Source organism: Synechococcus sp. LA31 (assembly GCF_018502385.1).
Taxonomy (GTDB): domain Bacteria; phylum Cyanobacteriota; class Cyanobacteriia; order PCC-6307; family Cyanobiaceae; genus Vulcanococcus.
This window is the reverse complement of the sequence record NZ_CP075523.1, coordinates 1,467,311-1,491,668: the sequence shown is the minus strand read 5'-3', so window position 1 is coordinate 1,491,668 and position 24,358 is coordinate 1,467,311. Positions and strand designations below refer to the sequence as shown.

Genomic DNA, 24,358 nt, shown 5'->3' with positions numbered 1-24,358 from the left:
GATGCGGTGGTGGCCGGAGGTGAACAGGGAAGCGGGAAGGTCTAGGCCGCTGGCGTGGCCCGGTTGGTTTCAGCTGATACCGGGATTGCCCGGGCTGACGCCAGCGCCGGCTGGCAGGGGGGTAGGCAGTTTCTGGCTGGTGAGCACCCGATCAATCAGGCCATACTCCACCGCTTGCTCGGCGGTGAGATACGTCATCCGGTCGGAATCCTTGGAGAGCTGCTCCACGCTGCGGCCGGTGTTGAGCGAAAGCATCTCAAGCATTGTTTGCTTGTTGTGCAGCACTTCTTTGGCGCGGATCTGAATGTCGCTGGCTTGGCCGCGGGCGCCGCTGCGGGGCTGGTGCAACACGATCGAGGCGTGGGGCAGGGCAGCTCGATGCCCCTTGGTGCCCGCACTGAGGATCATCGCGGCTGTGCCCATGGCCTGGCCGATGCAGATGGTGTGCACCGGTGGCTTCACGTAGCGGATGGTGTCGGCGATGGCGAAGGCTTCGGTCTCGAAGCCGATGGCATCACCCGAGTACCAGCTAGTGCCGGTGGAGTTGATGTAGAAGAAAATTGGCTTCTCTGGATTGTCAAACTCCAGGTAAAGCAGCTGCGCGATGATCAGCTCCGTGACGTCGATGCCCATCTGACGCTTGGCATCGTCGTCGCTGAACAGCGGCAGGCCCAGATACACGATCCGCTCCTTCAGCAACAGCGAAGGCAGATCGGGCGGTGGGGTGCGCATCACGGCCGAATCGCCGTAGTAGGGAGCTGACACCGACATCCGCGGATCACTGCAGGCCTGGACCGGGAGCCTAGCGGGGGTTGGCGTTGCCCTGATCGCCCTTGCCGGATGCGGATTTCCTACCGCTGGCTTTGGTTTTGTTGTTGGAGGGGCTTGGGGCGCCGTCGAGCTTGCCGAACACCATCCGGCCGGTGGGGGTCTGCAGAGCCCCGGTGATCACCACGGTGAGCCGCTCGCCGCTGCGGCCGTGAGCGCCATCCACAACCACCATGGTTCCGTCGTCGAGGTAGCCCACGCCCTGGTTGGCTTCTTTGCCATCGCGCACGATCTTGAGGTTCAGCTCATCGCCCGGTTGCACCTCCGGGCGCAGTGCGATCACCAGCTCGCTCAGGTTCATCACCTTCACGGTCTGCACCTCGGCCACCTTGGTGAGGTTGTAGTCAGCGGTGAGCAGCGTGCCGCCGGTGTCGGCCGCCAGCTTGAGCAGCTTGTCGTCTACCCCATTGCCCTCGTAGCGGGTGGTGTTCACCACCAGGCGGCGGCCGTAGCGCTCGCGCAGGCTGCTGAGCAGTTTCAAGCCGCGGCGACCCTTGCTGCGCTTTTCGCTGTTGCTCGAATCGGCCAGGGCTTGCAACTCATCGATCACCGATTGAGCCACGATCACTTGGCCCTCCAGCAGGCCTGAATCGAGCAGGCCGCGGATCCGGCCATCGATGATCACGCTGGTGTCGAGAATCTTGGCGCTGGCTGGCATCAGCACTCCATCAGCCACCAGCAGGGCTTCGGTGCTGTTGGGGTTAAACAAGCGCAGCAGGGTGCGGCCGTGCACCTCGGCCAGGTTGTAGCCCGACACGCCAAAAAACACGTTGGCCGCTATGGCTGCCAGGGGCTTCACCAGCACCAGCTCCCACGGCAGCGAGAGGAAGAGGATTGGCGAGATCAGCAGGTTGGCCACCAGCAGGCCGAGGATTAGGCCCACCGCCCGGCTCACCAGCAGATCGGTGGGCATGGTGCGTACCTGTTCCATCAGGCGCTTGCGCAACCGTTGGAACACCACGCCTGCCAGCAGTCCTGCCAGAGCGCCGCCGGCCCCCAGGATCCAGCTCAGCTGCTCCAGGTTCTGAATCTGGATCAGCTGCTGCTCGGGCAGGAGGTCGACCCCCAACCAGCCGGCGGCGGCCCCCGACACCACGAACAGCACCAGGATGAGGGAGTCCACCATGACCGTTGCTGTGGCTGCCGACGGCTTTAAAGGGGCAGCATGCCTGATCCCAGCAGCTTTGGCCCGGGGAGGTAACCGGCTTGGCCCCGGCGGTTGGCCGCCCCGCAGTGCCTACCTGCACGTTCCCTTCTGCCATCGGCGCTGCTTCTACTGCGATTTCCCGGTGGTACCGCTGGGGGATCACGCCAGTGCAGAAGCCGGTGCGCCAGGCAGTACCTCGATCAGCCGCTATCTGCAGCTGCTGCATCGCGAGATCGTCGCGGCGGCGCCGGGGCCGCCTCTGAGCACCGTGTATGTGGGTGGCGGCACACCATCGCTCCTGAGCGACGAACAGCTGCGGCAGCTGCTGCTGGCGCTGCGGCGGCGCTACGGGATCGCCCCCGGCGCTGAGGTGAGCCTTGAACTCGATCCCGCCAGCTTTGATCAAACACGCCTCGCCGCTTATTTGGCTGCCGGCGTGAATCGGGTGAGTCTGGGGGGGCAGAGCTTCAGCGATGCAGTGCTGGAGCAGCTGGGGCGTCGGCATCGCTGCGCTGATCTGATGGAAGCCGCCGGCTGGTTGCAACAGGCCCAGCGCAGCGGCCGCCTGCAGAGCTGGAGCCTCGATCTGATCCAGGGGTTACCGGGCCAGACCCTGGCGAGCTGGCGTGAGCAGCTGGAGCAGGCCATTGCTCTCCAGCCGCCCCATCTCTCGGTATACGACCTGATCGTGGAGCCCGGCACGGTGTTTGAGCGCTTGGAGCGACGCGGTGCTCTAGCGCTGCCGGAAAGCGATTTGGCCGCAGATTTGATGGAGCTCACGGCCGAGCGGCTGGCGGCCGCCGGCTACGGCCACTACGAGATCTCCAACTACGCCTTGCCGGGTCATGCCTCGCGCCACAACCGTGTCTATTGGAGCGGCGGCGGCGGCTGGTGGGGCTTTGGCATGGGGGCCACAGGAGCCCCCTGGGGTGTGCGTGAGGCCCGGCCACGCACCCGTGAGGGCTACGCCGCTTGGCTCGAGCAGGCGGAGCGTGCCGTGCCAGTGGGCCAGGAGCCGGCGGAAGGGATGCCCCTTGATGAGCAGTGGATGGTGGGATTGCGCCGGAGGGAAGGGGTGTTGCTGGAGGTGCCAGCAGCATTGCTGCGCCGCTGGCAGCCGTTTGTGGAACAGGGGCTGCTGAGGCGGGAGGGGCCGCGCTGGCGTCTGAGCGATCCGGAGGGATTGGCCCTCAGCAATGCGGTGTTGCGGGAGCTGCTGGAGTGGTGGGAGGAGGGCTCTGGGGCTGCAGCGCCCCAACCCATCCCTTGAGGGCCTCGATGCATAGCCGACGACCATCCAGCAGGGGCGGAGAAAAGGGGGGCTGGCGCTCGGTGAGCCCCAGTAGATCTGCGGTGACCCGCACCTGGCCGTCGCACTGATCACCGGCACCAATGCCGATGACCGGAAGCGTGAGCTCACGGCTGAGGCCTGCCGCCAACTCAGCTGGAACGTGCTCCAGCACCAGGGCAAAGCACCCGGCGGCTTGCAAATCGCGGGCGTTGCGCCGCAACCGCTCCTGCGTGAGGGGATCGTTGGCCTGGCGCCGGTAGCCCAGTTGATGCACCGATTGCGGGGTGAGGCCCAGATGAGCCATCACCGGGATGCCGCTGCGCACCAGGCGATCCACCACCGCCACGGTTTCGGGTTCACCACCCTCCAGCTTCACGGCGGCGGCTGGGCTGTCTTTGAGCACGCGCCCCGCGGCGGCCACGGCGGCATCCAGCCCGCACTGATAGCTGAGAAAGGGCAGATCGGTCACGATCAGGGGCTGCTGTGCTGGTGGACGCTGCAGGCCGCGCCCCACGGCGCGGGTGTGCAGGATCATTTCTTCCAGCGTGACCGGCAGGGTGGTGGCATGGCCCAGCACCACCATCGCCAAGGAATCGCCAACCAGGATCAGATCAGCGCCCGCCTGCTCCACCAGAGCTGCTGAGAGCGCATCCCAAGCGGTGAGGGCGGCGATGGGTCGTCCCTCCTGCTTACAGGTGAGCAGATCAGCTGGTCGCACGCCAGAGCCCTCTTGGCCGAGGCCTATTGCTAGCATCTGAACGACTCGGACCCATGCGGCCCGGACGCCCAAATCTGGTCAGGACCGGAAGGGAGCAGCCACACGGGATGCTCCGAGCAGGCGTGGACTCCGGGTCACCCTCTTGAGCTTCAGCTCTCGCGTTGGCGGTTGAGCAGGAATGAGGGGATCGCGGCGCCGTTTTGATCGGCTTCAGTTGAGCTGTTAGAACCGCTGTTAAAGCTGGCCACGGTCCGTTCAGGTCGGTAGCTTCCGCCGCCTTCGAAGCCTGTGGCGATCACGGTCACGTGGATTTCGCCTTCAAGCCGCTCATCCACTACGGCCCCCACGATGATGTTGGCCTCGGGATCCACCACGTCGTAGATCACCTCAGAGGCGGTAGTCATGTCCTCAAGGGTCATGTCCTTGCCGCCGGAGATGTTGATCACGCAGCCCTTGGCGCCATCGATGCGCGCGGCCTCCAGCAGCGGGCTGCTGATGGCGGCTTGGGCGGCCTCTGTGGCGCGGGAGCGGCCCGAGCCCACACCCAGGCCCAGCAGAGCGGTGCCGGCATCGGTCATCACGGAGCGCACATCGGCGAAGTCAACATTCACCAGGCCGGGCCTGGTGATGATGTCGCTGATGCCTTTCACGCCCATGCGCAGCACGTCGTCGGCGGCGCGAAAGGCGTCTTGCAAGGGTGCCCCGGCGATCGCCTCGCGCAGGCGGTCGTTGGGGATCACGATCAGGGTGTCGACATGCTCGGACAGGCGAGCGATCCCTTCTTCGGCCTGACGCATGCGCCGGCGACCTTCAAAGCCGAAGGGCTTGGTGACAATGCCAACAGTGAGAGCGCCGCATTCCTTGGCGACCTCGGCCACTACAGGAGCCGCGCCGGTGCCGGTGCCGCCGCCCATGCCGGCGGCAATGAACACCAGATCAGCGCCTTGGAGCGTTTGCGCCAGATCGCTGCGCGATTCTTCAGCTGCCTTCTGGCCGATGGCTGGGTTGCCGCCCGCCCCAAGACCTCGGGTGAGCTTCTGGCCGAGTTGAACCCGTTGCTTGGCAGCCGATTGCAGCAGGGCCTGGGCATCGGTGTTGAGCACGCGGTAGCCCACACCTTGCAAATCGGAAGCGATCATGCGGTTCACAGCATTGCTGCCGCCACCACCGACGCCAATCACCTCAATCCGGGCTGACTGACTGGGCACGATCCCGCTCGCTCCATTGCTGCTGGCACTGAGGCCTTCAGCTGCGATCTCCATAGAAGGTCCCATGCCTGTGGTGCTGCGCAGCATTATGTCGTTGATCTGCTCGATCAGCCGCAGGAATCCACATACTTTGCTTGTTGCTAGATCGATCGCAACAGCCTGTCACCGTTTGCACTCGCAGTATCCAGCTAGCGGAGCGGTTGGATCAGTCGCCGAGGGAGCGAGCTGGAACGGCTGGTAATGATGTCGATGCTGTTGCCGGCGTGCCATTCGCCGTGGCGGGGCGATTGGCGGCTTCGATGGCCTTCTGTAGCCCAGCGATGCTGATTCGGCCTTTGCCGGGTAGACCCAGTTCTGGTTGCTCTGGATCGCTCAGATCGATCGATTGGATCTTCAGGGTTTTCATTTGCTTCGGTAGATGGGCCGAGAGATGGCGCAGCACATCGAGGCGGCGCCGCAGTCGCTCATCGGGGGGGCCGAGGTGCACATCTCCCAAAGCAGCGGTGCGCAGCCAGAGGCTGCCATTGGGTTCAAAGCGCACCTGCTGGAGGGTGCTGCCCATCTGATCCTGCTGGGCCAACACAGCGGCCAATGGCGGCCGCAGACGCTCCTGCCAGCCCATCACCATCACCTGGGGTGTACGCGCCCCGCCGCTGCCCCGCTGCTGGCGGCTGGTCATCCAGTTGCCCAAACGGTCCACGTAGCCGCGTTCGCTGCCGCCACTGGTGCGGCGCTGGGCCTGGGCCACGGCTTCCCGCTCCACCAGGCTGATACGCAGCCTGGGCGGCAGCATCAGCCGGCTCACCTGCACCTGCTCCACGGGTAGACCGGCTGACAGGCGTTGAGCGAGCTCCTGAGGCCGCAGCGCAAGCAGTGGCTGGGGTAGGCGCAGCTGCGCTTCGCGCAGCACTTGCTCCCGTGTTACGAGCGAGCTACCCACAACCTCCACCTGATCTGCCGATCGCAGCACCCAGCCTTCCCTCAGCAGGGCCCAGCCCAGGCCTGTGGCGGCCGCTGTGAACAGGCTGATGCGCCAGATTTGGCGTAGGCGCTCCTGCCGGCGCTGCTGACGAAGCTGTCGCCGCCGTTCGGGTGCCAGCCCAGGCCGCTCAGGTGTTTTGGTCACAGCTCGCAGCGGGAGCGTGTCATCAGCTCGGTGATCCAGCGGCGGGCCCGTTCGGCGTCGGCAAAGGGCACATCGGCGTGGTTGCTGCCGCTGATCAGTCGAAGCCGGCAGGCCCCCTGGGACTCCTCGGTGAGGGGTGCTTCGCCTGAGCCCAGCGCCAGCAGCTCCACTTTCTCAAGGGTTTTCACCTCGAACTGCCCCATCTCCACCAACGTTCCCGACTCGAACACGCTCCAACTGAGCAGACCGCTGATCAGCCGGGCACCACCGCAGTCATCGAGTTTGGAGAGTTCTGCGCCGTCCGCCCATTCGCGGAAAAGGCGCTGACGGCGGCGTTCCAGCCAGCCCAAAGCGGTGATCAGAGGGAAGACCACCAGCAGAGGCAGCCACAGCAACCCATGACTCATGCGGCGAAAGCCCTCTTGCTCAGTGCTGGTAGGCCTGATTCTTGCGCCAGTTGCACCAGTTGGTGCACTAACTCCTCAAGCGGTAATCCTGTGGCCTCCCAGAGCATCGGATACATGCTCTGGCTGGTGAAGCCCGGCAGGGTATTGATCTCATTGAGCCAGAGCGTGCCGCTGTTGCGCTCGAAGAAGAAATCGACCCGTGCCAAACCCTCGGCCGCCACGGCCCGGCAGGCAGCGATGGCCATGGCTCGCGCTTGCTCGCTCAGGGCTTCGGGCACCTCGGCCGGAATCACGGTGTGGCTTTTGCCAGCGCTGTATTTGGTCTCGTAGTCGTACCAGTCGGCGTCAAAGCAGATCTCACCCAGCACGGAGGCTTTCATGCTGCGGCCCCCGAGCACGGCGCACTCCAGCTCCCGTGCATCCACGCCTTGCTCCACCACCAGCCGCGGGTCGTGGCCGGCAGCGAGCTCTAGGCCGGCCAGCAGCTCCCCGCGGTTGCTGGCCTTGCTGATACCCACCGAGGAGCCGAGGTTGGCGGGCTTGATGAAGCAGGGATAGCCCAGGTGCTGCTCCAGCCGATTGAGCAGCGCTTCTGGTGCCCGGCTGAGCTCCTGGGCATCCACGCAGGCATACGGCACCTGCGGTAGGCCTGCAGCGGCGAAGGCGGCTTTCATGGCCTGTTTATCCATGCCCACGGCTGAGCCAAGCACCCCAGAACCCACAAAGGGCACTTGCATCAGGCTGAACAGCCCCTGGATGGTGCCGTCTTCCCCATTGGGGCCATGCAGCACCGGCACCCACACCTGCACATCAAGAGCGCCCTCGGGGAAGCCCTGGAAACCGGGTCGTAACTGGGACGCCGGCAGCTCCTCACGCTGGGCCGGTGTGCCCTTGGCCAGCACGGCATCGGCCACGGCCGGCGGCCACCAATGACCCCATTGGTCGATATAGAAGCAGCTCAGGCGGTAGCGGTTGGCATTGGCGCCGCGGCGCAGGGCTGCGGCCACGGTGTTGGCTGAGCGGATCGAGACCGCATGCTCACCTGACACGCCTCCGAACACCAGGCCGAGTTGCGTGGGTTCGGAGCTCATGTAAGCGGAATAGCAGGGGCCAAACGTATCAGCGATTCAGTCGCTGACCAGGGTCAGCGCAGGGCCGCACCGCTGAGGGAGAAAGCCCGCACCTCCTCGATGCGCACATCCACCAGATCGCCGGGCTGCCATTGGTCACCATCGGCCCGGCCTGCGGGGAAGAAGGTGAGGCGGTTGGTGCGGGTGCGCCCCATCACTTGATTGGGGTCCTTGGGGTTGATGCCCTCCACAAGCACCTCTTCGATGCGGCCGGCGTAACGGGCACTGCGCTGCCGGGCTATCCGTTCCACCAGGGCGTTGATCTCGCGCAGCCGCTCCACCTTCACCGCCTCGCTCAGCTGGTTTGGCCAGTTGGCTGCGGGGGTGTTGGGCCGCGGCGAATAAGCAGCGGTGTTCACCTGATCAAAGCCGATCTCCTCGATCAGATCGAGCGTGCGGCGGTATTGGGCATCGCTTTCACCCGGGAAGGCCACGATCACATCGGCGCTGATCGAGGCGTCGGGCATGCGCTCGCGGATGCGATCGATGATCCGGCGGTAGCGATCCACCGTGTAGCCGCGGGCCATCGCCTTGAGCACGTCGTCGTCGCCACTCTGGAAGGGGATGTGGAAGTGCTCGCACACCTTGGGCAGATCGGCGCAGGCATCGATGAGCCGCTCGGTGAAATAACGCGGGTGGCTTGTGGCGAAGCGGATGCGCTCCAGCCCCTCCACGTTGTGCACGAATTGCAGCAGATCCGTGAGGGTGTGCTCGCGGCGACCCTCTGGGGTGATGCCTGGTAGGTCGCGGCCGTAGGCATCGATGTTTTGGCCCAGCAGGGTGATCTCCTTGAAGCCCAGGGCGGCCAGCCCCTCCATCTCGAGCTTGATCGCTTCGGGTAGGCGCGATTGCTCCTTGCCGCGCACCGAGGGCACCACGCAGTAGGTGCAGCGCTCGTTGCACCCATAAATCACATTCACCCACCCGCAGATGCTGCTGTCGCGGCGGGCTGTGGTGATGTCTTCAAGGATGTGGTGCTCTTCGGTGGCCACCACCTGCTGGCCCTGCTCCACCTGGCTCAGCAGCACATCCAGTCGGTTGGCGTGCTGGGGGCCCATCACCAGATCCAGCTCAGGGACGCGCCGCAGCAGTGATTCGCCTTCCTGCTGAGCCACGCAGCCGGCTACCACCAGGGTGAGGTTGGGGTTGGTGCGCTTGCGCTGGGCCTGACGGCCGAGATAGCTGTAAACCTTCTGTTCGGCGTTGTCGCGAATCGTGCAGGTGTTGTAAAGCACGAGGTCGGCCTCGAGCTCAGCCTGGGCCTCGCGGTAGCCCATCGATTCGAGGATCCCGGCCATGCGCTCGGAATCTGCCTTGTTCATCTGGCAGCCGAAGGTGGTGATCCAGTAGCTGCCGCGCCCGCTCTCCGCTGCCGTCGGCGTGGGGGGGGCGCTGCGTTGTGTCGCCGTCATCGCACCAGTTTCCGCTATCGCTAGTTGGGGGGCTTGCGGCGCGTCTGGCTGATCTGTGCCAGCTTCGACACAACGCCGTGGGGCCATGCGCCTTCGCCTGCATCGCTTTCGCCTCAGCAAGGCCGTGCCGCTGGCGATCAGCCGCGGCACCACCAGTGTTGTGGAGCATCTGCTGGTGGATCTGGAGCATGAGGGGCTGATCGGCCGCGGCGAAACCGGCGGCTTTGAGACCGGCCATCGCGCCTACTGCACCGATGCGATCGCGGCGGAATTGGAGGCGCTGGCACCGCAGCTCGAGCCGCTGGGCCCCCAACCGCTGCAGGCACTGGAGCCGCTGTTGGCCTCCCTCAGCCCTCCCGCGCGCTGTGGCCTTGATCTGGCCCTGCACGATTGGTGGGGGCAACGCCTGGGACAACCGCTGCATCGGCTCTGGGGCCTGGATCCAGCTGCTTGTGTCGCCACCAGTTTGACGCTCGGGCTGGGAGAGCCCTCAGCGGTGCTCGCGCGGCTCGAGCGTTGGCGGCTGCAGCTACCGGCCACCCGCATCAAGCTCAAACTGGGATCCCCCGATGGCCTCAGTCACGACCGCGCCTTGGTGCAGGCCGTGCGCGGCGCCCTGCGCCCCGGCGATGAGCTGCAGATCGACGCCAATGGCGGCTGGGATCTGGAAGGGGCGCGCCAGATGATCCCCTGGTTGGCCGATCAAGGTGTGGTGCTGGTGGAGCAGCCCTTACCGCCATTGCTGGATCCGGCGGCTGATGCTGCCGGTTTTGCGGCCTTGCAGGGCCTAGCCCCGACCCCGGTGGTGGCGGATGAGAGCTGTTGGGATCTGCGTGATGTGGTGCGGCTGGCCCCTCACGTCGACGGCATCAACATCAAATTGGTGAAGTGCGGTGGCCTCAGCGAGGGCCTGCTGATGGCGCACACGGCCCGGCGGCTGGGCCTTGGTGTGATGCTCGGTTGCTATTCCGATGGGGGGTTGCTCAACAGCGCGGCCGCCCAGCTGTTGCCGCTGGTGCAGTGGCCCGACCTCGATAGCCACCTCAACCTGATCGATGACCCCTGCGCCGGTCCCGAGCGCGCGGGAGATCTGTTGCGGCCGGCGGCCCGGCCTGGCCTGGGCGTGCAGTGGTTGCAGGAGGTGCCCTGATGCTCAGCGCCGATGCCCCATTGGTGTTGTTGCAGCACGGCGGCCTCAACAATCTCTCCGGCAAAACCGGCCTGGCGATGTTGCGCTATCGGCGCGGGCCGATCGTGGCGGTGATTGATCCTGACCATGCCGGCGCTGATCTGCGCACCCTCACCGGGATTGAGCGCTCCGTGCCCGTGGTGGCCGATATGGAAGCTGCGCTGGCACATAAGCCGGCGGTGGCCGTGGTGGGCCTAGCCCCCTCAGGCGGGCGGCTGCCGGCAGCGATGCGCGCGGATGTGGTGGCCGGGCTGAGGGCGGGGCTGAGCTTGGCCAGCGGGCTGCACAGTCGTTTGGCGGCTGATCCGGATTGTTCAGCGATCCCGCTGGCGCCTGGTCAATGGATCTGGGATCTGCGCCACGAACCGCCCGATCTGGAGGTGGCGGCGGCCCGCTGCGCCCAGCTGCCCTGCCGGCGGCTGCTGGCGGTGGGTTCAGATATGGCCGTGGGCAAGATGAGCGCCTGCCTTGAGCTGCAGGCGGCGGCGCTGCGGCGCGGGCTGGATGCGCGCTTTGTGGGCACAGGCCAGGCCGGCATCTTGATCAGTGGTCAGGGCGTGGCGCTTGATGCGGTGCGGGTGGATTACGCCGCCGGTGCGGTGGAGGCAGCGGTGCTGGCCGCCGCTGAGGGTGCCCAACCTGATGCGCTGGTGCTGGTGGAGGGGCAGGGCTCCCTGGCCCACCCCGGTTCCACGGCCACGCTGCCGCTTCTGCGCGGTAGCCAGCCCACGGATCTGCTGTTGGTGCACCGTGCCGGCCAGAGCCACGTGCGTACCCGCCCGGGGGCGGCGGCGGTAGCAATCCCGCCCCTAACGGAGCTGATCGCCGCCTGTGAAGCGCTGGCGGCGCTGGGGCGGCCAGATGGTGTGCGCCCACGGGTGCGGGCAATCGCCCTCAACACCGCCCTGCTCGATGACCAGGCGGCGGCGGCTGAGACGGAGCGGCTCAAGGCCGCCACTGCTCTGCCGGTGATCGATCCGGTGCGGCAGGGGGCGGAGCTGTTGCTCGAGGCCGTGTTGGCGCCAGCTGGTGGTTCCTAGGGGAAAGCCCCGCCACTCAGGGAGTGGCGGGGCTTTCGAACAGGGGCGGACGAGGGGACTTGAACCCCCGAATGCCGGAATCACAATCCGGTGCCTTAACCACTTGGCTACGCCCGCCAGGGCTGCGCGATCCTATCAAGGTGTGTTGCGGCCTCAGATGGTGCGGCTGGGCGGATCGGGCAGGCCCTGGGGCTGGTGCGTGGTGGTGTTGCTGATGGGTGGCGCCTTGGTGGCCACCAATCCCGATGAGCAGGATTTTGAAGACTTTGCCGCTGCGCGCCTGGTTCACCTCCTGGATCAGGAGCTGTGCAGACAGCGGGGGCTGCCGATGGTGGCGCAGCTGTTGATTCAGAACTGCTCGCAGCTCGTGAACAGCCAGCGGGCGGTGCTGGGGCGCTTGGCCCTGGCGGGCAGCAGCCGCACCAATGCGGGTGTGTTCAGCCTCTACGACACCAAGCTCGGCGGGCAGACCTTGCTGCCCGGTCTCACCTTGCCCCGCTACCGGGTGCTCACGCTGGGTGGGGCTGGTCAGCTGGTGATCCTCAGGGCCAGCCGTGATGAGGGCTGAGCCTCCCCGCAGTCTGCGGTTGCAGCTGCCGCGAGCCCTGCTCGATCCGCAGCAGCGCGATTTGGGCTGCGGCGATGCGGATGGCTTGCTGCCGGTGCAGGTTGAGTTGGAGGGCGGCCGGGTGGCGGCGATCCGGCCTCTCGCCGCAGCTGAGGGGTTGCCCCTGGCATTGACGCCGCCCGTGGAGCCCCACGCGCATCTGGATAAAGCCTTCAGCTGGGCGGAGCATTCCAACCGCTCCGGCTCCATGGCCGCTGCTCTTGCGGTGAACCTGCGCGAGGGGGAGCAGCGCACCGCCGAGCAGGTGCTGCAGCGCGGTGAGCAGGCGCTGGATCAGGCCTGGCGTTACGGCCTGCGGGCGATCCGCAGCCACGTGGATAGCGGCGGTTCCGCTGGTCCCCCCAGTTGGGAGGCGCTGCTGCAGCTGCAGCAGCGCTGGCGCGGCCGGGTGGAGCTGCAGCTGGTGGCCCTGGTGCCCCTGAACCACTGGGGCACGCCGGAGGGTCGCGAACTGGCGCGGCAGGTGGCAGCCGGCGGCGGTGTGCTGGGTGGTGTGCTGGGGCCGCCTTATCCCCGCTCTCAACGCGATCGGCAGGCCTTGGCCCAGATGCTCACCCTGGCGGAGGAGCTGGGCTGCGGGGTGGATTTGCACGTGGATGAAAGCGGGGAGGCTCCGGGCTGCGGCATTCGCTTGCTCCTGGAGCAGCTGGCCCGGCGGCGCCCCCAGGTGCCGATCACCTGCAGCCATGCCAGCAGCCTCGGGCTGCTGGCCCTGCCCGCCCAGCAGCGATTGGCAGAGCGGCTGGCCCGTTGGCAGGTGGCGGTGGTAGCGCTGCCCACCACCAACTTTTGGCTGCTGGGCCGCCGCGGGGATCAGGATCTGGCCCAGCGGCCCCTAGCGCCGGTGCGCCAGCTGCAGCGCGCCGGTGTGCTGGTGGCTGTGGGCGGCGACAACGTGCAGGATCCCTGGGATCCCAGCGGCGATTTTGATCCCCTCGAGCTGCTGCGGTTCAGCAGCCGCGTGTGCCATAGCCCCCCTTGGCAGCGTCAGGGACTGATGCCCTGCATCACCGCTCCGGCGCGTCTGCTGGGGCTCAGTTGGGATGGGATCGTGCGCCGTGGTGGGCCGGCCGATCTGTTGGTCACCAGCGCTGCTAGCTGGAGCGAATTGCTGGCGCGGCCCCATCAGCGGCGTGTGCTGCGCGGCGGGAAGTGGCTGCCGCCTCCCCCTACAGAGCAACCGGCCTCCATCCTTGCCAGCCTGGATGGATCCCCTCCCTGCTGATCTGCCGATGGTCTCGCTGCTGCCCACTGCTCTGCCTCAGCCCATGCCGGCCGCGGCCAGCCCCGAGCAGTTAGAGCAGCTCACGGCGGATCTGCGGGCTGCCGGGCTGATGCCCCTGCGCAGCCGCGGTGAGCTGGATCAGTTGGCGGCTGATGCCTTTGTGTATTCCCCGATCCTGCAGCCCTTGCTGCAGGGCTTGCGGGCGCAAGTGGGCGTGCGGGTCACCAGTGCTGATGAGGTGCTGGCGGTGGCGGCAGCCTGCGCCCGCCATGGGGTGAACCTCACCCTGCGGGGTGCCGGCACCGGCAACTACGGCCAAGCCATTCCCCTGGCGGGTGGGCTGGTGCTGGAGCTCAGCGGCATGAACCGCTTGCGCCAGCTGGATCCCTCCACCGGTGTGTTCAGCGCTGAAGCGGGCATCCTGCTGGCGGATCTTGAGCAACAGTTGCAGGCCCAGAACAGAGAGCTGCGCCTGGTACCCAGCACTGTGCGCAGCTCCAGCCTGGCGGGCTATCTCGCAGGTGGCTCCAGCGGCATCGGTTCACTGCGTTGGGGCTTCTTGCGCGACCCAGGCCATCTGCTCGGCCTCGAGATCGTCACGCTCGAATCCAGCCCGCGCCGGCTGCAGCTTGATGCCGCGGAGGCTCAGGCCTTGAACCATGCCTATGGCTGCAACGGCATCATCACCAGCGCCACCATGGCCAGTTCCCCTGCCGTGGCCTGGCAGCAGCTGGTGCTGGAGGCTCCCAGCTGGGAGCAGGCGTTGGCTGCAGCGCAGCAACTGCCGGCTACAGCCCTGCTGCTTAACAGCCTCTGCGCCCTGGAGGGCGCGGTGGCCCGGTTGATGCCCTGGCCCCAAGGCTGCCCGGCGGCGGGAGCCGATGGCCATCGCTTGTTGCTGCTAGCGGCCCCCGATGCCCTGGCACCGCTGGAGGCCTTGCTGCCGCGCTGGGGTGCTCGGCTGATCTGGCAGGCGCCTCAGGGGCAGAGCCGCGGCATCCCGCTGCGGGAGCTCTGCTGGAACCACACCACCCTGCACGCCCGCGCCCAGGAGCCAGCATTCACCTATCTGCAGCTCTTGCTGCCTCAGCCGGAGGGGCCAGCCCTGTCGGCATTGCGCCAGCGGTGGGGACATGATCTGCTTTGGCATCTGGAGGCTGTGCGGGCCCAGGGGCAGCAGCGGCTGGCGTGCCTGCCCCTGGTGCGCTGGCACAGCCGCGAGCGGCTGGAGGCCGTGATCGAGCACGCCTGCGCGCTCGGCTGCCTGTTGTTCAACCCCCATGCGATCACCGTGGAAGATGGCGGCCTCGGGGGTGTGGATGCCGAGCAGGTAGCAGCGAAGGCAAGCTATGACCCGCATGGCCTGCTCAATCCAGGCAAGCTGCGCGGCTGGCTTGAGCGCTAGCAGCCCAAGCTCGCACGCGTGTCGGCACCGGTGCTGGGATTGGTGCCGCTGGCCCGGGAGCAGAGCTGACGCTGATCAATGCGATCGATCAGCGCATCGCTGAAGTCGGCGCCGGTGATCTCAGCGCCGCTGAAGCTGGCCCCGGCGGCGATCACACCGATCAGCACCGCATTGCTGAGGTTGGTGTGGCTCATGTCGGTGCGATCCAGCAGCACATCACTGAGATCGGCCCCGCTGAAATCGGCTTCTGGGAAAGCGCCCTGGGTCAAGATCGCCCCATGCAGATTGGCGCCTGAGAAATTGGCGCCCTTGCCAACCGCACCAGCGAAGGAGGTGTTGGCCAGTTGCTGGCCGGAAAAGTCTTTGCCGCTCTGATTGGTGAGGGTGTAGTCCACCGTGTCCTGAAACAGGGCGCGATCCTGCAGTCCGATGCCGGTGCTGGTGTCGAGCGCCTGGGCCGGCAGGGCGAGCAGCAGCAACCACAGGCTGGCCAACAGGCTTGTCAGCCAGCGGATCGGGGAGCTGGAGGCCATGGCGGCACGGGCGTCTTCCCTCAGTTTGTCGCGTCCAGCAGGGGAAGAAGCTCTCCCACCAGATAGAGCGAGCCGCAAGCCACCGGCAGCGCCGCTGAATCCACCAGCCACTCCAGCTGTTCGTGCAGCCCGCCTCGGGCCTGCTGCAGCACCAGCTCCGTTGTCTCCTGCAGCTCGGCGGCACTCCAGCTGCTGTGCTCTGCAGGCAGGGCGATCACCCGCACGTCATCGCCAGCCCGCAGCAAGGTGTTCAGGAGTTGTGCTGCGTCTTTATGGCGCTGGATACCGATCAGCCAGCGGCGGGGTTGGCTGCCAGCGCTCTGCCGGTCGAGCTGATCGAGCTCCTGGCGCAGTGCAGCTGCGGCCGGTGGGTTGTGGGCTCCATCCACCAGCAGCGGCCGGCCGGCAAACAGGCGCTGATCGAGTCGCCCAGGCCAGCGCGCCTGCTGGAGGCCCTGCTGGATCGCAGTGGCGCTGATGGGCCAGCCCCGCTCAGCCAGCGCTTCGGCTGCGCCTACTGCTACGGCGGCGTTGAGCCGTTGCAGGGTTCCACGCAAACCCAGCTGCGGGCCGCCTGCCTCCGGCTCTGGTAGTGGGTCCACCCAGCGCAGTGGGCAGCCGATCCGCTTGGCCTGCTGATTCAGCACCTGGGCTGCTTCGGCCGTTTGCGGGCCGCTCACGGCCATGGCCGTGGCATGCAGCACGCCGGCTTTCTCGCCGGCGATGGCGCTGATCGTTGGCCCGAGGTGTTCGGTGTGATCCAGGCCGATGCTGGCGAAGGCCAACACCTGGCGATCGGGGTGCACTGTGGTGGCATCGAGGCGGCCCCCCAGCCCAACTTCCAGCACTGCCAGCTCCACGCCTGCATCGGCGAAGGCCTGCATCGCGGCTGCGGTGACCAGCTCAAAGGGGGTGAGGTTGTGGCGCAGGGCTAGGGGTTGCAACCGGGCGAGTAACCGTTGCAGCTCGCCTTCACGGATCAAACCATCCGGTAGGCGAATGCGTTCGCACCAGCTGAGCAGATGCGGGGAGGTGTACAGGCCGCAATGGATGCCGGCCGCTGTTGCAATCGCCTGAAGCATGGTGCTGATCGACCCCTTGCCGTTGGTGCCGGCCACCTGCACGGCCGCAAAGCGGCGTTCGGGGTGCCCCATGTCTGCCAGGGCTGTCTGTAGACGCTCTAGCCCGAGGTCGACGCCCCGACGGCTGAAGGGAGCGATCAGCTCGCTGAAAGGGTCGCGGCCTGGCACTGCATCAAGGCTTTTTCCAGCCGTTTCACCGCCTCGCGGATGTGGCGGGGTTGGATCGTGAGAGGCGGTACGAAGCGCACCACGTTGGTGCCAGCCGGCACCAACAACAAGCCCTGCCCCATGGCGGCCTTCACTACATCGATGGCGGCCGGGCCACCTGCCCTCAGCACCAGCCCCTGCAGCAGGCCCCAGCCTCGGCAGCCCTCCGCGAGGTTGGGATGGCGGGCCACCAGGCCGCTGAGCTGCTCCTGAAGCAGCTGGCCCATCGCCTCCGCATGGGCGGGCAGATTGCGGCGCACCAGCTCCTCGGCCACGGTGAGGCCGGCGCGGCAGGCCAGCGGATTGCCGCCGAAGGTGCTGGCGTGTTCGCCGGGCCGGAGGTGATCCGCGGCCGTTTTCACGCAGAGCGCGCCGATGGGGAAGCCTCCGCCCAGCCCCTTGGCCAGGGTGAAGGCATCGGGTTCCACGCCGAGCTTCTGGTAACCCCAGAGCCGGCCGCTGCGGCCGACGCCCACTTGCACCTCATCAAAGATCAGCAGGATGTTGTGCTGATCGCAGAGCTCGCGCACCCGCCGGAAGAAGGCTGGATCGCCAGGGTTCACGCCGCCTTCGCCCTGAAGGGGTTCGAGCATCACTGCGGCCACCCGCGGCCCATCCTTCTCGCACTCCGCCAGCAGCGCTTCGAACGCGGCGGTGTCGTTGTAGGGGAAGTAGCGGAACCCCTGCACCATCGGCTCAAAGCCTTGGTGATATTTGGGTTGGCCGGTGGCGGTGACCGCGGCCAGCGTGCGGCCATGGAAGCTGGCCTGGGCCGTGAGGATCAGCGGACCGCCGTGGTCACTGCTGATTCCGCGCACGTTGTGACCGTGCTTGCGGGCCAACTTGATGGCACCCTCATTGGCCTCGGCGCCCGAATTGCAGAAGAACACCGCATCGGCGCAGCTGTTGGCGCTGATCCAGGCGGCCAGCTGCTCCTGCTCGGGGATGCGATAGAGGTTCGAAACGTGCTGCAGTTTGCGCAGCTGCCGCCCAAGGGCCCGGCGCATCACAGGGCTGCTGTGGCCGAGGGTGCAGACGGCGATGCCAGCTACCCCATCGAGGTAGCGCCGGCCCTGGCTATCCCACACCCACACGCCCCTGCCGCGCACCAACTCGAGCGGGAAGCGCCCATAGGTGTTCATCACCGCAGATGCGGTGGGGGGTGTTGTAAGGGGCGGAGTCATAGGAGCGGTGGGACTTGAACCCACATGCCCGAAGGCGCTCGATTTTGAGTCGAGTCCGTCTACCAATTCCGGCACGCTCCCGCACGGCTGACTGTAGAGGTCAGCGCCTCAGCCCACCCGCCGGATCGCCGCACCCACGCGATTGAGCTTGCCTTCGAAATCGGCGTAGCCGCGATCGAGGTACTCGAGGCCCTGCACGGTGGTGATGCCTTCCGCGGCCAGGCCAGCCAGCACCATCGCTGCGGAAGCCCGTAAATCGCTGCCCTGCACCGGTGCACCGCTCAGGCTGGAGACGCCCTCCACGAACGCTGTGCTGCCCTGCACGCGGATGGCAGCGCCCATGCGCTGTAGTTCCGCCACATGTTGCAGGCGGTTTTCAAAAATGTTTTCGCTGATCACGCTGGTGCCCTTGGCCGTGGCCAGCAGGCTCATAAAGGGAGCCTGCAGGTCAGTGGGGAAGCCGGGGAAGGGTTGGGTGCGCAGATCCACCGAGCGGATCTCCTCGGCGCTGATGGTCACCTGGGTGCCATCGATGGCGAGCTTGCAGCCGGCTTCTTCGAGCTTGGTGAGCACGGCACCGAGGTGATCAGTGATCACTGGCCCCACCGTGAGGGTGGAGCGGGTGATCGCTGCGGCTAAGAGAAAGGTGCCGGCCTCGATGCGATCGGGGATCACCGCGTAATCAGCGCCGTGTAGGCGCTCCACACCCACGATCGTGATGGTGGGTGTGCCGGCACCGCGCACCTTGGCGCCCATGGCCAGCAGAAGCCCGGCCAGGTCCACCACCTCGGGTTCGAGCGCGGCGTTTTCGATCACTGTTTCACCCTCGGCGAGGGCGGCGGCCATCATCAGCGTTTCGGTGGCGCCCACGCTGGGGCAGTCCAGGTGGATGCGGCCGCCCTTAAGGCGGTGCCCGCGGCCGGGAACCACGGCCGACACCACGCCATGGTCGATGGCGACCTGGGCACCGAGGGCCTTAAGCCCCTTCACGTGTTCCACCACCGGGCGGGTGCCGATCTGGCAGCCACCCGGCAAGGGCACCCGGGCAATGCCCAGGCGTGCGAGCAGCGGACCGATGCAGAAAAAGCTGGCCCGGAGGCTGTTCACCAGCTCATAGGGCGGCGCCGATTGATTCAGGCCGGAGCCGTGCATCTCCAGGCTTTCGTCGTTCCGGCGCACCTTCACCCCCAAGGAATCAAGGATGTCGCCCATGCCCTGGATATCGGTCAAGGGCGGAACGTTGCGCAGCCGCAGCTGGTCTTCCGTGAGCAGGCTGGCGGCCATCAGCACCAGTGCTGAATTCTTGGCGCCGCTGACCCGCAGGTTGCCGCTCAGGCGACGGTTGCCCGCAATCTCAAGCTGAGGGGTGAGAATGTGTTGAGACGGGGCAACGGTCAGGGTCATGGCTTCACTCGGCCCGCCTTAGGAGACTCATCCTGACAATCCCCTCTGAGACCGGCAAGACGTCCGGCGCTGGAACTGGCTTGGTGCTCAGAGCGGCGACCTTGATGGGGTACATTTTCGGGGTCGTCAACGCGACACGCCAGTCCTTGCGGATGTGGCGGAATTGGTAGACGCGCTAGTTTCAGGTACTAGTGGCAGCAATGTCGTGGGAGTTCAAGTCTCCCCATCCGCACTGCTGAAGCCTCCCTCTTAACGAGGGGGGCTTTTTTGTTGCTTCATGGGTTTGGGTTGCTGTTCATCCGTGTTGTTGTCAGGCTGCTGTGCAAGTCAGCTGCACCATCACAGCTGCTTTGATCATTGTTGCTGCTCCGCCTTTTCGATGCTGGTTCTGAAGATCACCAACGCTCCTGAAGTCGTTGCCTCGAAGATCGGTCGTTTTCTCGAAGCGCTCACGCCGGATTCTCTTGATGAGAAAACCGTGGAGGATGTGCTGATCCAGGAACTGATCAAGAACCTCACCGCTGAGGGCCTCAAGGGTGAGGTGGCGGCGGTGCGCGGCATCGATCTCAAGGACAAAACCCTTGAGGTAGGAGACGGTCTGCATGTGCGCCGCCACGAAACCTTCTGATGGAGTTGATCACCAGCCGGCGCAACCCGCTGGTGGGGCGCCTGCGCTCCTTGCATCAACCGAAGGGCCGCCGCGAGCAGGGTTTGCTTCTGCTGGAGGGCACCCATCAGATTCAGGAGCTGCTGCGGCTTGGTCTGATGCCAGATCAGCTGCTAGCGACCCCAGCCTGGCTCGATCGCCATGGGCATCTGCTGGCTGCTGGGTCGCTCCCGCTCCAGCCTGTGGGTGAGGAGGTGCTGAGCGCTATCGCCACCACCGATCACCCGGATGGGGTGGTGGCCACCTTGCCCCAGCCGGCGCTGCCGGTTGCGAAAGGGGCGGGTCGCTTTGTGCTGGCCTTGGATCAACTGCAGGATCCAGGCAACCTCGGCACGCTGCTGCGCACCGCGCTGGCGGCGGGGGTGGACGAGGTATGGCTAGGCGGTGGCGCTGATCCGTTGCAGCCCAAGGTGCTGCGTGCGTCGGCCGGTGCTGCTCTGTCCCTGCCGCTGTTGCGAGAAGCCGATCGCAGTGGGCTGCAGCGGCTGCTGGAGCGCGCCAGGGCCTCTGGTCATCAGCTGGTGGCGTCGCTGGCGGATGCTGCGGCCCGGCCTTACTGGCAGCTCGATTGGACCAGCCCCACGGTGTTGCTGCTGGGCAATGAGGGGGCTGGTTTGCATCCAGAACTGGCAGCCCTGGCCACGCAGCGGGTCACGATTCCCCACAGCCCGGCAGTGGAATCGCTGAACGTGGCGGTGGCCGCGGCGCCCCTGCTGCTGGAGCGCTGGCGGCAGCAGGGGGCCTGACAGGAGAGAATGCCGGCCAACTGAGCAGGCAACTGGTGAGCGAAGGCAGCTTCGACTTTGATGTGATCGTGATCGGCGCCGGCTATGGCGGCTTCGACGCTGCCAAACATGCCGCTGAGCATGGCCTGAGCACGGCGATCATCGAAAGCCGCGACATGGGCGGCACCTGCGTAAACCGCGGCTGCGTTCCCTCCAAGGCACTGCTGGCCGCCAGCGGCCGCGTGCGTGAGCTGGCCGATGCCGAGCACCTGAAGGGTTTCGGCATTCATGCCGCGCCCGTGCGTTTCGAGCGCCAAAAGATCGCCGACCACGCCAATCAGCTGGTGGCCACCATTCGCGGCAACCTCACCAAAACCCTGGAGCGCGCTGGCGTCACGATCATTCGTGGCAGTGGCCGCCTGGAAGGCCCCCAGAAGGTGGGCGTGCGCGAGATCAACGGCGTCGACCGCGTGCTGAGCAGCCGCGACGTGATCATCGCCACCGGTTCTGATCCGTTTGTGCCGCCTGGCATCGAAACCGATGGCCGCACCGTGTTCACCAGCGACGAGGCGGTGAGCCTCGAATGGTTGCCCCGCTGGCTGGCGATCATCGGCAGCGGCTATATCGGGCTGGAATTCGCCGACGTGTACACCGCTCTCGGCTGTGAAGTCACCATGATCGAGGCTCTCGATCGGGTGATGCCCACCTTTGATCCCGACATCGCCAAGATCGCTGCCCGCAATCTGATCGACGGCCGCGATATCGACGCCCGCTCAGGCGTTTTGGCTAAGTCGATCAAGCCGGGGGCTCCAGTGCAGATCGAGCTGGTGGATATGCAGACCAAAGAGCCCGTGGAAACCCTGGAGGTGGATGCGGTGCTGGTGGCCACCGGCCGGGTACCCAGCAGCAAGGGTCTGAATCTCGAAGCCTGCGGCATCGAAACCAACCGCGGTTTTATCCCCGTGGATGATCAGCTGAGGGTGCTGGTGAATGGTGACCCGGTGCCGCATCTGTGGGCCGTGGGTGATGTGACCGGCAAGATGATGCTGGCGCACACCGCGGCTGCCCAGGGCACCGTGGCGGTGGACAACATCCTGGGCCACCCCCGCGCGATCGACTATCGCTCGATCCCCGCCGCCACCTTCACGCACCCCGAGATCAGCTCGGTGGGCCTGAGTGAAGCCGATGCCAAGGATCTCGCTGCTAAGGAGGGCTTTGATCTCGGCGCGGTGCGCAGCTACTTCAAAGCCAATTCCAAAGCCTTGGCTGAGCTGGAGAGCGACGGACTGATGAAGCTGCTGTTCAACAAGAGCACCGGCGAGGTGCTCGGCGCTCACATCTATGGCTTGCACGCTGCTGATCTGATCCAGGAGATCGCCAACGCTGTGGCCCGCCGCCAGAGCGTGAAGCAGCTGGCCAATGAAGTGCATACTCACCCCACCCTGAGTGAAGTGGTGGAAGTGGCCTACAAACAGGCCGCCATGGCTGTCGCAGCCTGATTGAATCCAATCCTTTTTTCCTACGACGCGTTAACCGATGGAGATCCGCCGCCGGCCGCCCAATCCAAAGGTGAAAGTGGCGCACCTTGAATACGCCATCCCCCATGAGGAGAGCGAACCGCGCAACATTCTCGAAAAGATCGTTTGGGAAAAGGATCGCGAGGTGACCAGTGCCCGCGACCGGGTGACCCTTGAGCAGTTGAAGAAACAGGTGGCGGCCCTTCCCTCCACCCGTGACTTTTTGGCTGCGCTGAAAGCGGCCTGCCGCAAACCGGCAGTGATTGCCGAAGTGAAAAAGGCGAGCCCTAGCAAAGGCGTGATCCGCGAGGATTTCGATCCCGAGGTCATCGCTCGGGGCTATGCGGCTGGTGGAGCCAGCTGTTTGTCGGTGCTCACCGATAAGCAGTTCTTCCAGGGCGGCTTTGAGGTGCTGGTGCAGGTGCGCCAGGTGGTTGACCTGCCGTTGCTCTGCAAAGATTTCATCCTTTCCCCCTATCAGCTGTATCAGGCCCGCGCAGCAGGCGCCGATGCCGCCTTACTGATTGCGGCGATCCTCACGGATGTCGACATGGCTTACCTGCTCAAGGTGGCGCGAGCCCTCGGCCTCACGGTGCTGGTTGAAGTGCATGACGCAGCTGAGCTCGAGCGGGTGCTTGCACTCGATGGGGTGCAGCTCATCGGCATCAATAACCGCAACCTGGCCACCTTCGAGACCGATCTCGCCACCACCGAGCAGCTCACCGAACGCTATGGCGAGCAGATTCGCGCCAAGGGCTGCCTGCTGGTGAGCGAATCGGGCCTGTTCAACCGCGATGACCTCGATCGTGTTCAGAGCGCTGGCGCCGATGCCGTGCTGGTGGGCGAATCACTGATGCGTCAGCCGGATGTCACCACCGCGCTTGAAGCGTTGATCGGGGGGTGATGACGCCTCAAGGGCGCTTTCAGCACGAAAAAGCCCGGCCATGATGGCCGGGCATGCGCTGAACTGATTGAGGTGTTTTGGGGGCTGCCATCGACAGCCCGTTGATCACACCTTGCGGGAGTAGAACTCCACCACCAGCAGTTCGTTGATTTCGAGGGCGACCCACTCACGCTCGCATTTGCTGATCACCTTGGCGACCTGCTTGTTCTTGTCGAGCTCGAGGTGGGGAGGGATGTTGGCCAGACCTGGGAATTCCAGGTTGCCTTCAGCCAGCTTCTTGCTCTGCTTGCGCTCGCGGATGGCCACCACATCACCGGCTTTGCACTGGTAGCTGGCGATATCCACGACGCGGCCGTTCACGGTCACGTGGCCATGGTTCACCAGCTGACGGGCACCGGGAACGGTGGGGCCGAAGCCGAGGCGGAAGCACACATTGTCGAGACGGTTCTCCAGCAGCTTCAGCAGGTTGGTTCCGGTGGAACCTTCCTGAGCGCGCGCTTTCTTCACGTAGCGCACGAGCTGACGCTCGGAGATGCCGTAGTTGAAGCGAAGCTTTTGCTTCTCTTCGAGGCGGATGGCGTATTCGGAGCGCTTGCGACGGGCTTGGCCGTGCTGACCGGGGGGATAAGACCGCTTGGCGGACTTACGGGTGAGACCGGGAAGGTCTCCCAAGCGCCGCGTAATCCTCAGGCGAGGGCCGCGGTAGCGAGACATAGAAAACCGTGATGGTTGGGCAATCAGGCATGGCGGCGAGCCGGATGCAGGTGAACCGCCTTGCGAGAATCTCGCGAAGCAGACAGCTCAACCCGCGGGCTGTCGCCACGCCAGTTGATGATCTTATCGCTCAGCCCAGGCCCTTCCCTCTGCCGCCCATGAACCTGCTGCTGCAACGGTTGCTGCTGGCCCTGATCGGCTTGTATCGCTCCTTCATCTCGCCGCTGCTGGGCCCGCCGCGCTGCCGCTTCATCCCAAGCTGTAGTGCCTACGGGTTGGAGGCGATCGAGCGCCACGGCCCCTGGCGGGGCAGCTGGCTCACGCTGCGGCGTTTGCTGCGCTGCCATCCCTTCACCCCCTGCGGGTGCGACCCGGTGCCCGATTGATGGCGCAGCTCGTGTTGATCACCCGCGATGGGTGCTGCCTCTGCCAGGGGTTGGAGGAGAAGCTCACCGCCTCTGCGGTGCTGTTTGAGCGCATCGATGTAGATAGCCACCCTCAGCTTCTGACCCGTTTCGACCTTGAGGTGCCGGTGCTGCTGCTGCGGCAGGGCGAGGCTGAAGCGGTGCTGCCGCGGGTCTCGCCTCGGCTCAGTCCGCCGCAGTTGCGTGCCTGGCTGGAGCAACAGGGCGCGCTCTGAATCAGGTCCGGACCGGCTGCTGTCTTG

The 24,358-nt window shown here is 65.9% G+C and carries 25 protein-coding genes, 3 tRNA genes and 1 other RNA gene; 14 read left to right on the top strand and 15 right to left on the bottom strand.

Annotation, left to right across the window (positions count from 1 at the left end; translation table 11 throughout):
• Positions 1-69: 69 nt before the first annotated feature.
• Together KJJ24_RS08045 and KJJ24_RS08040 are read right to left on the bottom strand one after the other, a co-directional pair.
• On the bottom strand, positions 70-771 hold the full coding sequence (locus KJJ24_RS08045) for an ATP-dependent Clp protease proteolytic subunit (RefSeq protein WP_214337919.1): 702 nt from the start codon (positions 769-771) through the stop codon (positions 70-72).
• 31 nt (positions 772-802) lie between these two features.
• On the bottom strand, positions 803-1,954 hold the full coding sequence (locus KJJ24_RS08040; protein WP_214337917.1) for a PIN/TRAM domain-containing protein: 1,152 nt from the start codon (positions 1,952-1,954) through the stop codon (positions 803-805).
• On the opposite strand from KJJ24_RS08040, the gene hemW reads away from it, so the two are divergent.
• Positions 1,953-3,245 carry a radical SAM family heme chaperone HemW gene (gene hemW / locus KJJ24_RS08035; RefSeq protein WP_214337915.1) on the top strand — a complete coding sequence of 431 codons (1,293 nt, stop codon included), beginning with the start codon at positions 1,953-1,955 and terminating at the stop codon, positions 3,243-3,245. The genes KJJ24_RS08040 and hemW overlap by 2 nt on opposite strands.
• On the opposite strand, the gene panB is transcribed toward hemW, so the two are convergent.
• On the bottom strand, positions 3,166-3,984 hold the full coding sequence (panB, locus tag KJJ24_RS08030; protein WP_214337913.1) for a 3-methyl-2-oxobutanoate hydroxymethyltransferase: 819 nt from the start codon (positions 3,982-3,984) through the stop codon (positions 3,166-3,168). The genes hemW and panB overlap by 80 nt on opposite strands.
• 42 nt (positions 3,985-4,026) lie before the next feature.
• Between panB and ffs the strand changes: the two genes are divergently transcribed.
• Positions 4,027-4,123, top strand: an RNA gene (gene ffs / locus KJJ24_RS08025) — signal recognition particle sRNA small type.
• A gap of 10 nt (positions 4,124-4,133) precedes the next feature.
• Here the strand turns inward: ffs and ftsZ are convergent.
• The 5 genes from ftsZ to miaB form a co-directional block, all read right to left on the bottom strand.
• Complete coding sequence (gene ftsZ, locus KJJ24_RS08020; RefSeq protein ID WP_214343476.1) at positions 4,134-5,246, bottom strand: cell division protein FtsZ; 1,113 nt, start codon at positions 5,244-5,246, stop codon at positions 4,134-4,136.
• 151 nt (positions 5,247-5,397) lie between these two features.
• A complete protein-coding gene (locus tag KJJ24_RS08015; protein WP_214337911.1) occupies positions 5,398-6,318 on the bottom strand; it encodes a cell division protein FtsQ/DivIB in 921 nt (306 codons plus the stop codon).
• Entirely contained in the window at positions 6,315-6,725 is a 411-nt protein-coding gene (locus KJJ24_RS08010) for a hypothetical protein (RefSeq protein ID WP_214337909.1), read from the bottom strand. Before KJJ24_RS08010 ends, KJJ24_RS08015 begins: the two co-directional genes overlap by 4 nt.
• A complete protein-coding gene (locus KJJ24_RS08005) occupies positions 6,722-7,816 on the bottom strand; it encodes a D-alanine--D-alanine ligase family protein (RefSeq protein ID WP_214337907.1) in 1,095 nt (364 codons plus the stop codon). Before KJJ24_RS08005 ends, KJJ24_RS08010 begins: the two co-directional genes overlap by 4 nt.
• A 53-nt stretch (positions 7,817-7,869) precedes the next feature.
• Entirely contained in the window at positions 7,870-9,267 is a 1,398-nt protein-coding gene (miaB, locus tag KJJ24_RS08000; RefSeq protein ID WP_214337905.1) for a tRNA (N6-isopentenyl adenosine(37)-C2)-methylthiotransferase MiaB, read from the bottom strand.
• An 85-nt stretch (positions 9,268-9,352) separates the two neighbouring features.
• On the opposite strand from miaB, the gene KJJ24_RS07995 reads away from it, so the two are divergent.
• Complete coding sequence (locus KJJ24_RS07995) at positions 9,353-10,417, top strand: dipeptide epimerase (RefSeq protein WP_214337903.1); 1,065 nt, start codon at positions 9,353-9,355, stop codon at positions 10,415-10,417.
• Complete coding sequence (locus tag KJJ24_RS07990) at positions 10,417-11,496, top strand: DUF1611 domain-containing protein (protein WP_214337902.1); 1,080 nt, start codon at positions 10,417-10,419, stop codon at positions 11,494-11,496. Before KJJ24_RS07995 ends, KJJ24_RS07990 begins: the two co-directional genes overlap by 1 nt.
• A gap of 44 nt (positions 11,497-11,540) precedes the next feature.
• Here the strand turns inward: KJJ24_RS07990 and KJJ24_RS07985 are convergent.
• Positions 11,541-11,613 (bottom strand) — tRNA-His (locus KJJ24_RS07985).
• A 25-nt stretch (positions 11,614-11,638) separates the two neighbouring features.
• Between KJJ24_RS07985 and KJJ24_RS07980 the strand changes: the two genes are divergently transcribed.
• The 3 genes from KJJ24_RS07980 to KJJ24_RS07970 are packed head-to-tail and all read left to right on the top strand — an operon-like array spanning position 11,639 to position 14,754.
• Complete coding sequence (locus KJJ24_RS07980; protein ID WP_250544528.1) at positions 11,639-12,064, top strand: DUF4359 domain-containing protein; 426 nt, start codon at positions 11,639-11,641, stop codon at positions 12,062-12,064.
• Complete coding sequence (locus tag KJJ24_RS07975; RefSeq protein ID WP_214337901.1) at positions 12,054-13,349, top strand: amidohydrolase family protein; 1,296 nt, start codon at positions 12,054-12,056, stop codon at positions 13,347-13,349. Before KJJ24_RS07980 ends, KJJ24_RS07975 begins: the two co-directional genes overlap by 11 nt.
• Entirely contained in the window at positions 13,330-14,754 is a 1,425-nt protein-coding gene (locus tag KJJ24_RS07970; protein WP_250544527.1) for an FAD-binding oxidoreductase, read from the top strand. The genes KJJ24_RS07975 and KJJ24_RS07970 overlap by 20 nt, the downstream gene beginning before the upstream one ends.
• Here KJJ24_RS07970 and KJJ24_RS07965 read toward each other — a convergent pair.
• From KJJ24_RS07965 to murA, 5 genes are all read right to left on the bottom strand, one after another.
• Positions 14,751-15,287, bottom strand: coding sequence for a pentapeptide repeat-containing protein (locus KJJ24_RS07965; protein ID WP_214337900.1), 537 nt, complete (start codon positions 15,285-15,287; stop codon positions 14,751-14,753). The two genes, KJJ24_RS07970 and KJJ24_RS07965, sit on opposite strands and share 4 nt — an antisense overlap.
• Before the next feature lie 20 nt (positions 15,288-15,307).
• Positions 15,308-16,537 (bottom strand): folylpolyglutamate synthase/dihydrofolate synthase family protein, encoded by a 1,230-nt coding sequence (locus KJJ24_RS07960; RefSeq protein WP_214337899.1) that lies wholly within the window; start codon positions 16,535-16,537, stop codon positions 15,308-15,310.
• Positions 16,507-17,760, bottom strand: a complete 1,254-nt coding sequence (locus KJJ24_RS07955) for an aspartate aminotransferase family protein (RefSeq protein WP_371811711.1) — start codon at positions 17,758-17,760, stop codon at positions 16,507-16,509. The genes KJJ24_RS07960 and KJJ24_RS07955 overlap by 31 nt, the downstream gene beginning before the upstream one ends.
• Positions 17,760-17,841 (bottom strand) — tRNA-Leu (locus tag KJJ24_RS07950). Before KJJ24_RS07950 ends, KJJ24_RS07955 begins: the two co-directional genes overlap by 1 nt.
• 27 nt (positions 17,842-17,868) lie before the next feature.
• The gene (gene murA / locus KJJ24_RS07945) at positions 17,869-19,164 is read right to left on the bottom strand and encodes a UDP-N-acetylglucosamine 1-carboxyvinyltransferase (RefSeq protein ID WP_214337898.1); all 1,296 of its coding nucleotides are present in this window, start codon (positions 19,162-19,164) and stop codon (positions 17,869-17,871) included.
• A 148-nt stretch (positions 19,165-19,312) separates the two neighbouring features.
• On the opposite strand from murA, the gene KJJ24_RS07940 reads away from it, so the two are divergent.
• The 5 genes from KJJ24_RS07940 to trpC all read left to right on the top strand — a co-directional run bounded on the left by KJJ24_RS07940 (position 19,313) and on the right by trpC (position 22,977).
• A tRNA-Leu gene (locus KJJ24_RS07940) sits at positions 19,313-19,396 on the top strand.
• 147 nt (positions 19,397-19,543) lie between these two features.
• Positions 19,544-19,792 carry a hypothetical protein gene (locus KJJ24_RS07935; protein WP_214337897.1) on the top strand — a complete coding sequence of 83 codons (249 nt, stop codon included), beginning with the start codon at positions 19,544-19,546 and terminating at the stop codon, positions 19,790-19,792.
• On the top strand, positions 19,792-20,577 hold the full coding sequence (locus tag KJJ24_RS07930) for an RNA methyltransferase (RefSeq protein WP_214337896.1): 786 nt from the start codon (positions 19,792-19,794) through the stop codon (positions 20,575-20,577). The genes KJJ24_RS07935 and KJJ24_RS07930 overlap by 1 nt, the downstream gene beginning before the upstream one ends.
• A 35-nt stretch (positions 20,578-20,612) precedes the next feature.
• On the top strand, positions 20,613-22,055 hold the full coding sequence (gene lpdA / locus KJJ24_RS07925; RefSeq protein WP_214337895.1) for a dihydrolipoyl dehydrogenase: 1,443 nt from the start codon (positions 20,613-20,615) through the stop codon (positions 22,053-22,055).
• A 37-nt stretch (positions 22,056-22,092) separates the two neighbouring features.
• Positions 22,093-22,977 (top strand): indole-3-glycerol phosphate synthase TrpC, encoded by an 885-nt coding sequence (trpC, locus tag KJJ24_RS07920; RefSeq protein WP_214337894.1) that lies wholly within the window; start codon positions 22,093-22,095, stop codon positions 22,975-22,977.
• Positions 22,978-23,082: 105 nt separating this feature from the next.
• On the opposite strand, the gene rpsD is transcribed toward trpC, so the two are convergent.
• Complete coding sequence (gene rpsD / locus KJJ24_RS07915) at positions 23,083-23,691, bottom strand: 30S ribosomal protein S4 (RefSeq protein WP_214337893.1); 609 nt, start codon at positions 23,689-23,691, stop codon at positions 23,083-23,085.
• A gap of 158 nt (positions 23,692-23,849) precedes the next feature.
• On the opposite strand from rpsD, the gene yidD reads away from it, so the two are divergent.
• Together yidD and KJJ24_RS07905 are read left to right on the top strand one after the other, a co-directional pair.
• Positions 23,850-24,077 (top strand): membrane protein insertion efficiency factor YidD, encoded by a 228-nt coding sequence (gene yidD, locus KJJ24_RS07910; protein ID WP_214337892.1) that lies wholly within the window; start codon positions 23,850-23,852, stop codon positions 24,075-24,077.
• Positions 24,077-24,331, top strand: a complete 255-nt coding sequence (locus KJJ24_RS07905; RefSeq protein WP_214337891.1) for a glutaredoxin family protein — start codon at positions 24,077-24,079, stop codon at positions 24,329-24,331. The genes yidD and KJJ24_RS07905 overlap by 1 nt, the downstream gene beginning before the upstream one ends.
• Positions 24,332-24,358: the final 27 nt, after the last annotated feature.

Coding starts and splice junctions, on each gene's coding strand:
- KJJ24_RS08045 (WP_214337919.1), bottom strand. CDS start 771: ATGTCGGTGTCAGCTCCCTACTACGGCGATTCGGCCGTGATGCGCACC.
- hemW (WP_214337915.1), top strand. CDS start 1,953: ATGACCGTTGCTGTGGCTGCCGACGGCTTTAAAGGGGCAGCATGCCTG.
- KJJ24_RS08040 (WP_214337917.1), bottom strand. CDS start 1,954: ATGGTGGACTCCCTCATCCTGGTGCTGTTCGTGGTGTCGGGGGCCGCC.
- ftsZ (WP_214343476.1), bottom strand. CDS start 5,246: ATGGAGATCGCAGCTGAAGGCCTCAGTGCCAGCAGCAATGGAGCGAGC.
- KJJ24_RS08010 (WP_214337909.1), bottom strand. CDS start 6,725: ATGAGTCATGGGTTGCTGTGGCTGCCTCTGCTGGTGGTCTTCCCTCTG.
- KJJ24_RS08005 (WP_214337907.1), bottom strand. CDS start 7,816: ATGAGCTCCGAACCCACGCAACTCGGCCTGGTGTTCGGAGGCGTGTCA.
- miaB (WP_214337905.1), bottom strand. CDS start 9,267: ATGACGGCGACACAACGCAGCGCCCCCCCCACGCCGACGGCAGCGGAG.
- KJJ24_RS07995 (WP_214337903.1), top strand. CDS start 9,353: ATGCGCCTTCGCCTGCATCGCTTTCGCCTCAGCAAGGCCGTGCCGCTG.
- KJJ24_RS07990 (WP_214337902.1), top strand. CDS start 10,417: ATGCTCAGCGCCGATGCCCCATTGGTGTTGTTGCAGCACGGCGGCCTC.
- KJJ24_RS07975 (WP_214337901.1), top strand. CDS start 12,054: ATGAGGGCTGAGCCTCCCCGCAGTCTGCGGTTGCAGCTGCCGCGAGCC.
- KJJ24_RS07970 (WP_250544527.1), top strand. CDS start 13,330: ATGGATCCCCTCCCTGCTGATCTGCCGATGGTCTCGCTGCTGCCCACT.
- KJJ24_RS07965 (WP_214337900.1), bottom strand. CDS start 15,287: ATGGCCTCCAGCTCCCCGATCCGCTGGCTGACAAGCCTGTTGGCCAGC.
- KJJ24_RS07955 (WP_371811711.1), bottom strand. CDS start 17,760: ATGACTCCGCCCCTTACAACACCCCCCACCGCATCTGCGGTGATGAAC.
- murA (WP_214337898.1), bottom strand. CDS start 19,164: ATGACCCTGACCGTTGCCCCGTCTCAACACATTCTCACCCCTCAGCTT.
- KJJ24_RS07935 (WP_214337897.1), top strand. CDS start 19,544: ATGCTGGTTCTGAAGATCACCAACGCTCCTGAAGTCGTTGCCTCGAAG.
- KJJ24_RS07930 (WP_214337896.1), top strand. CDS start 19,792: ATGGAGTTGATCACCAGCCGGCGCAACCCGCTGGTGGGGCGCCTGCGC.
- trpC (WP_214337894.1), top strand. CDS start 22,093: ATGGAGATCCGCCGCCGGCCGCCCAATCCAAAGGTGAAAGTGGCGCAC.
- rpsD (WP_214337893.1), bottom strand. CDS start 23,691: ATGTCTCGCTACCGCGGCCCTCGCCTGAGGATTACGCGGCGCTTGGGA.
- yidD (WP_214337892.1), top strand. CDS start 23,850: ATGAACCTGCTGCTGCAACGGTTGCTGCTGGCCCTGATCGGCTTGTAT.
- KJJ24_RS07905 (WP_214337891.1), top strand. CDS start 24,077: ATGGCGCAGCTCGTGTTGATCACCCGCGATGGGTGCTGCCTCTGCCAG.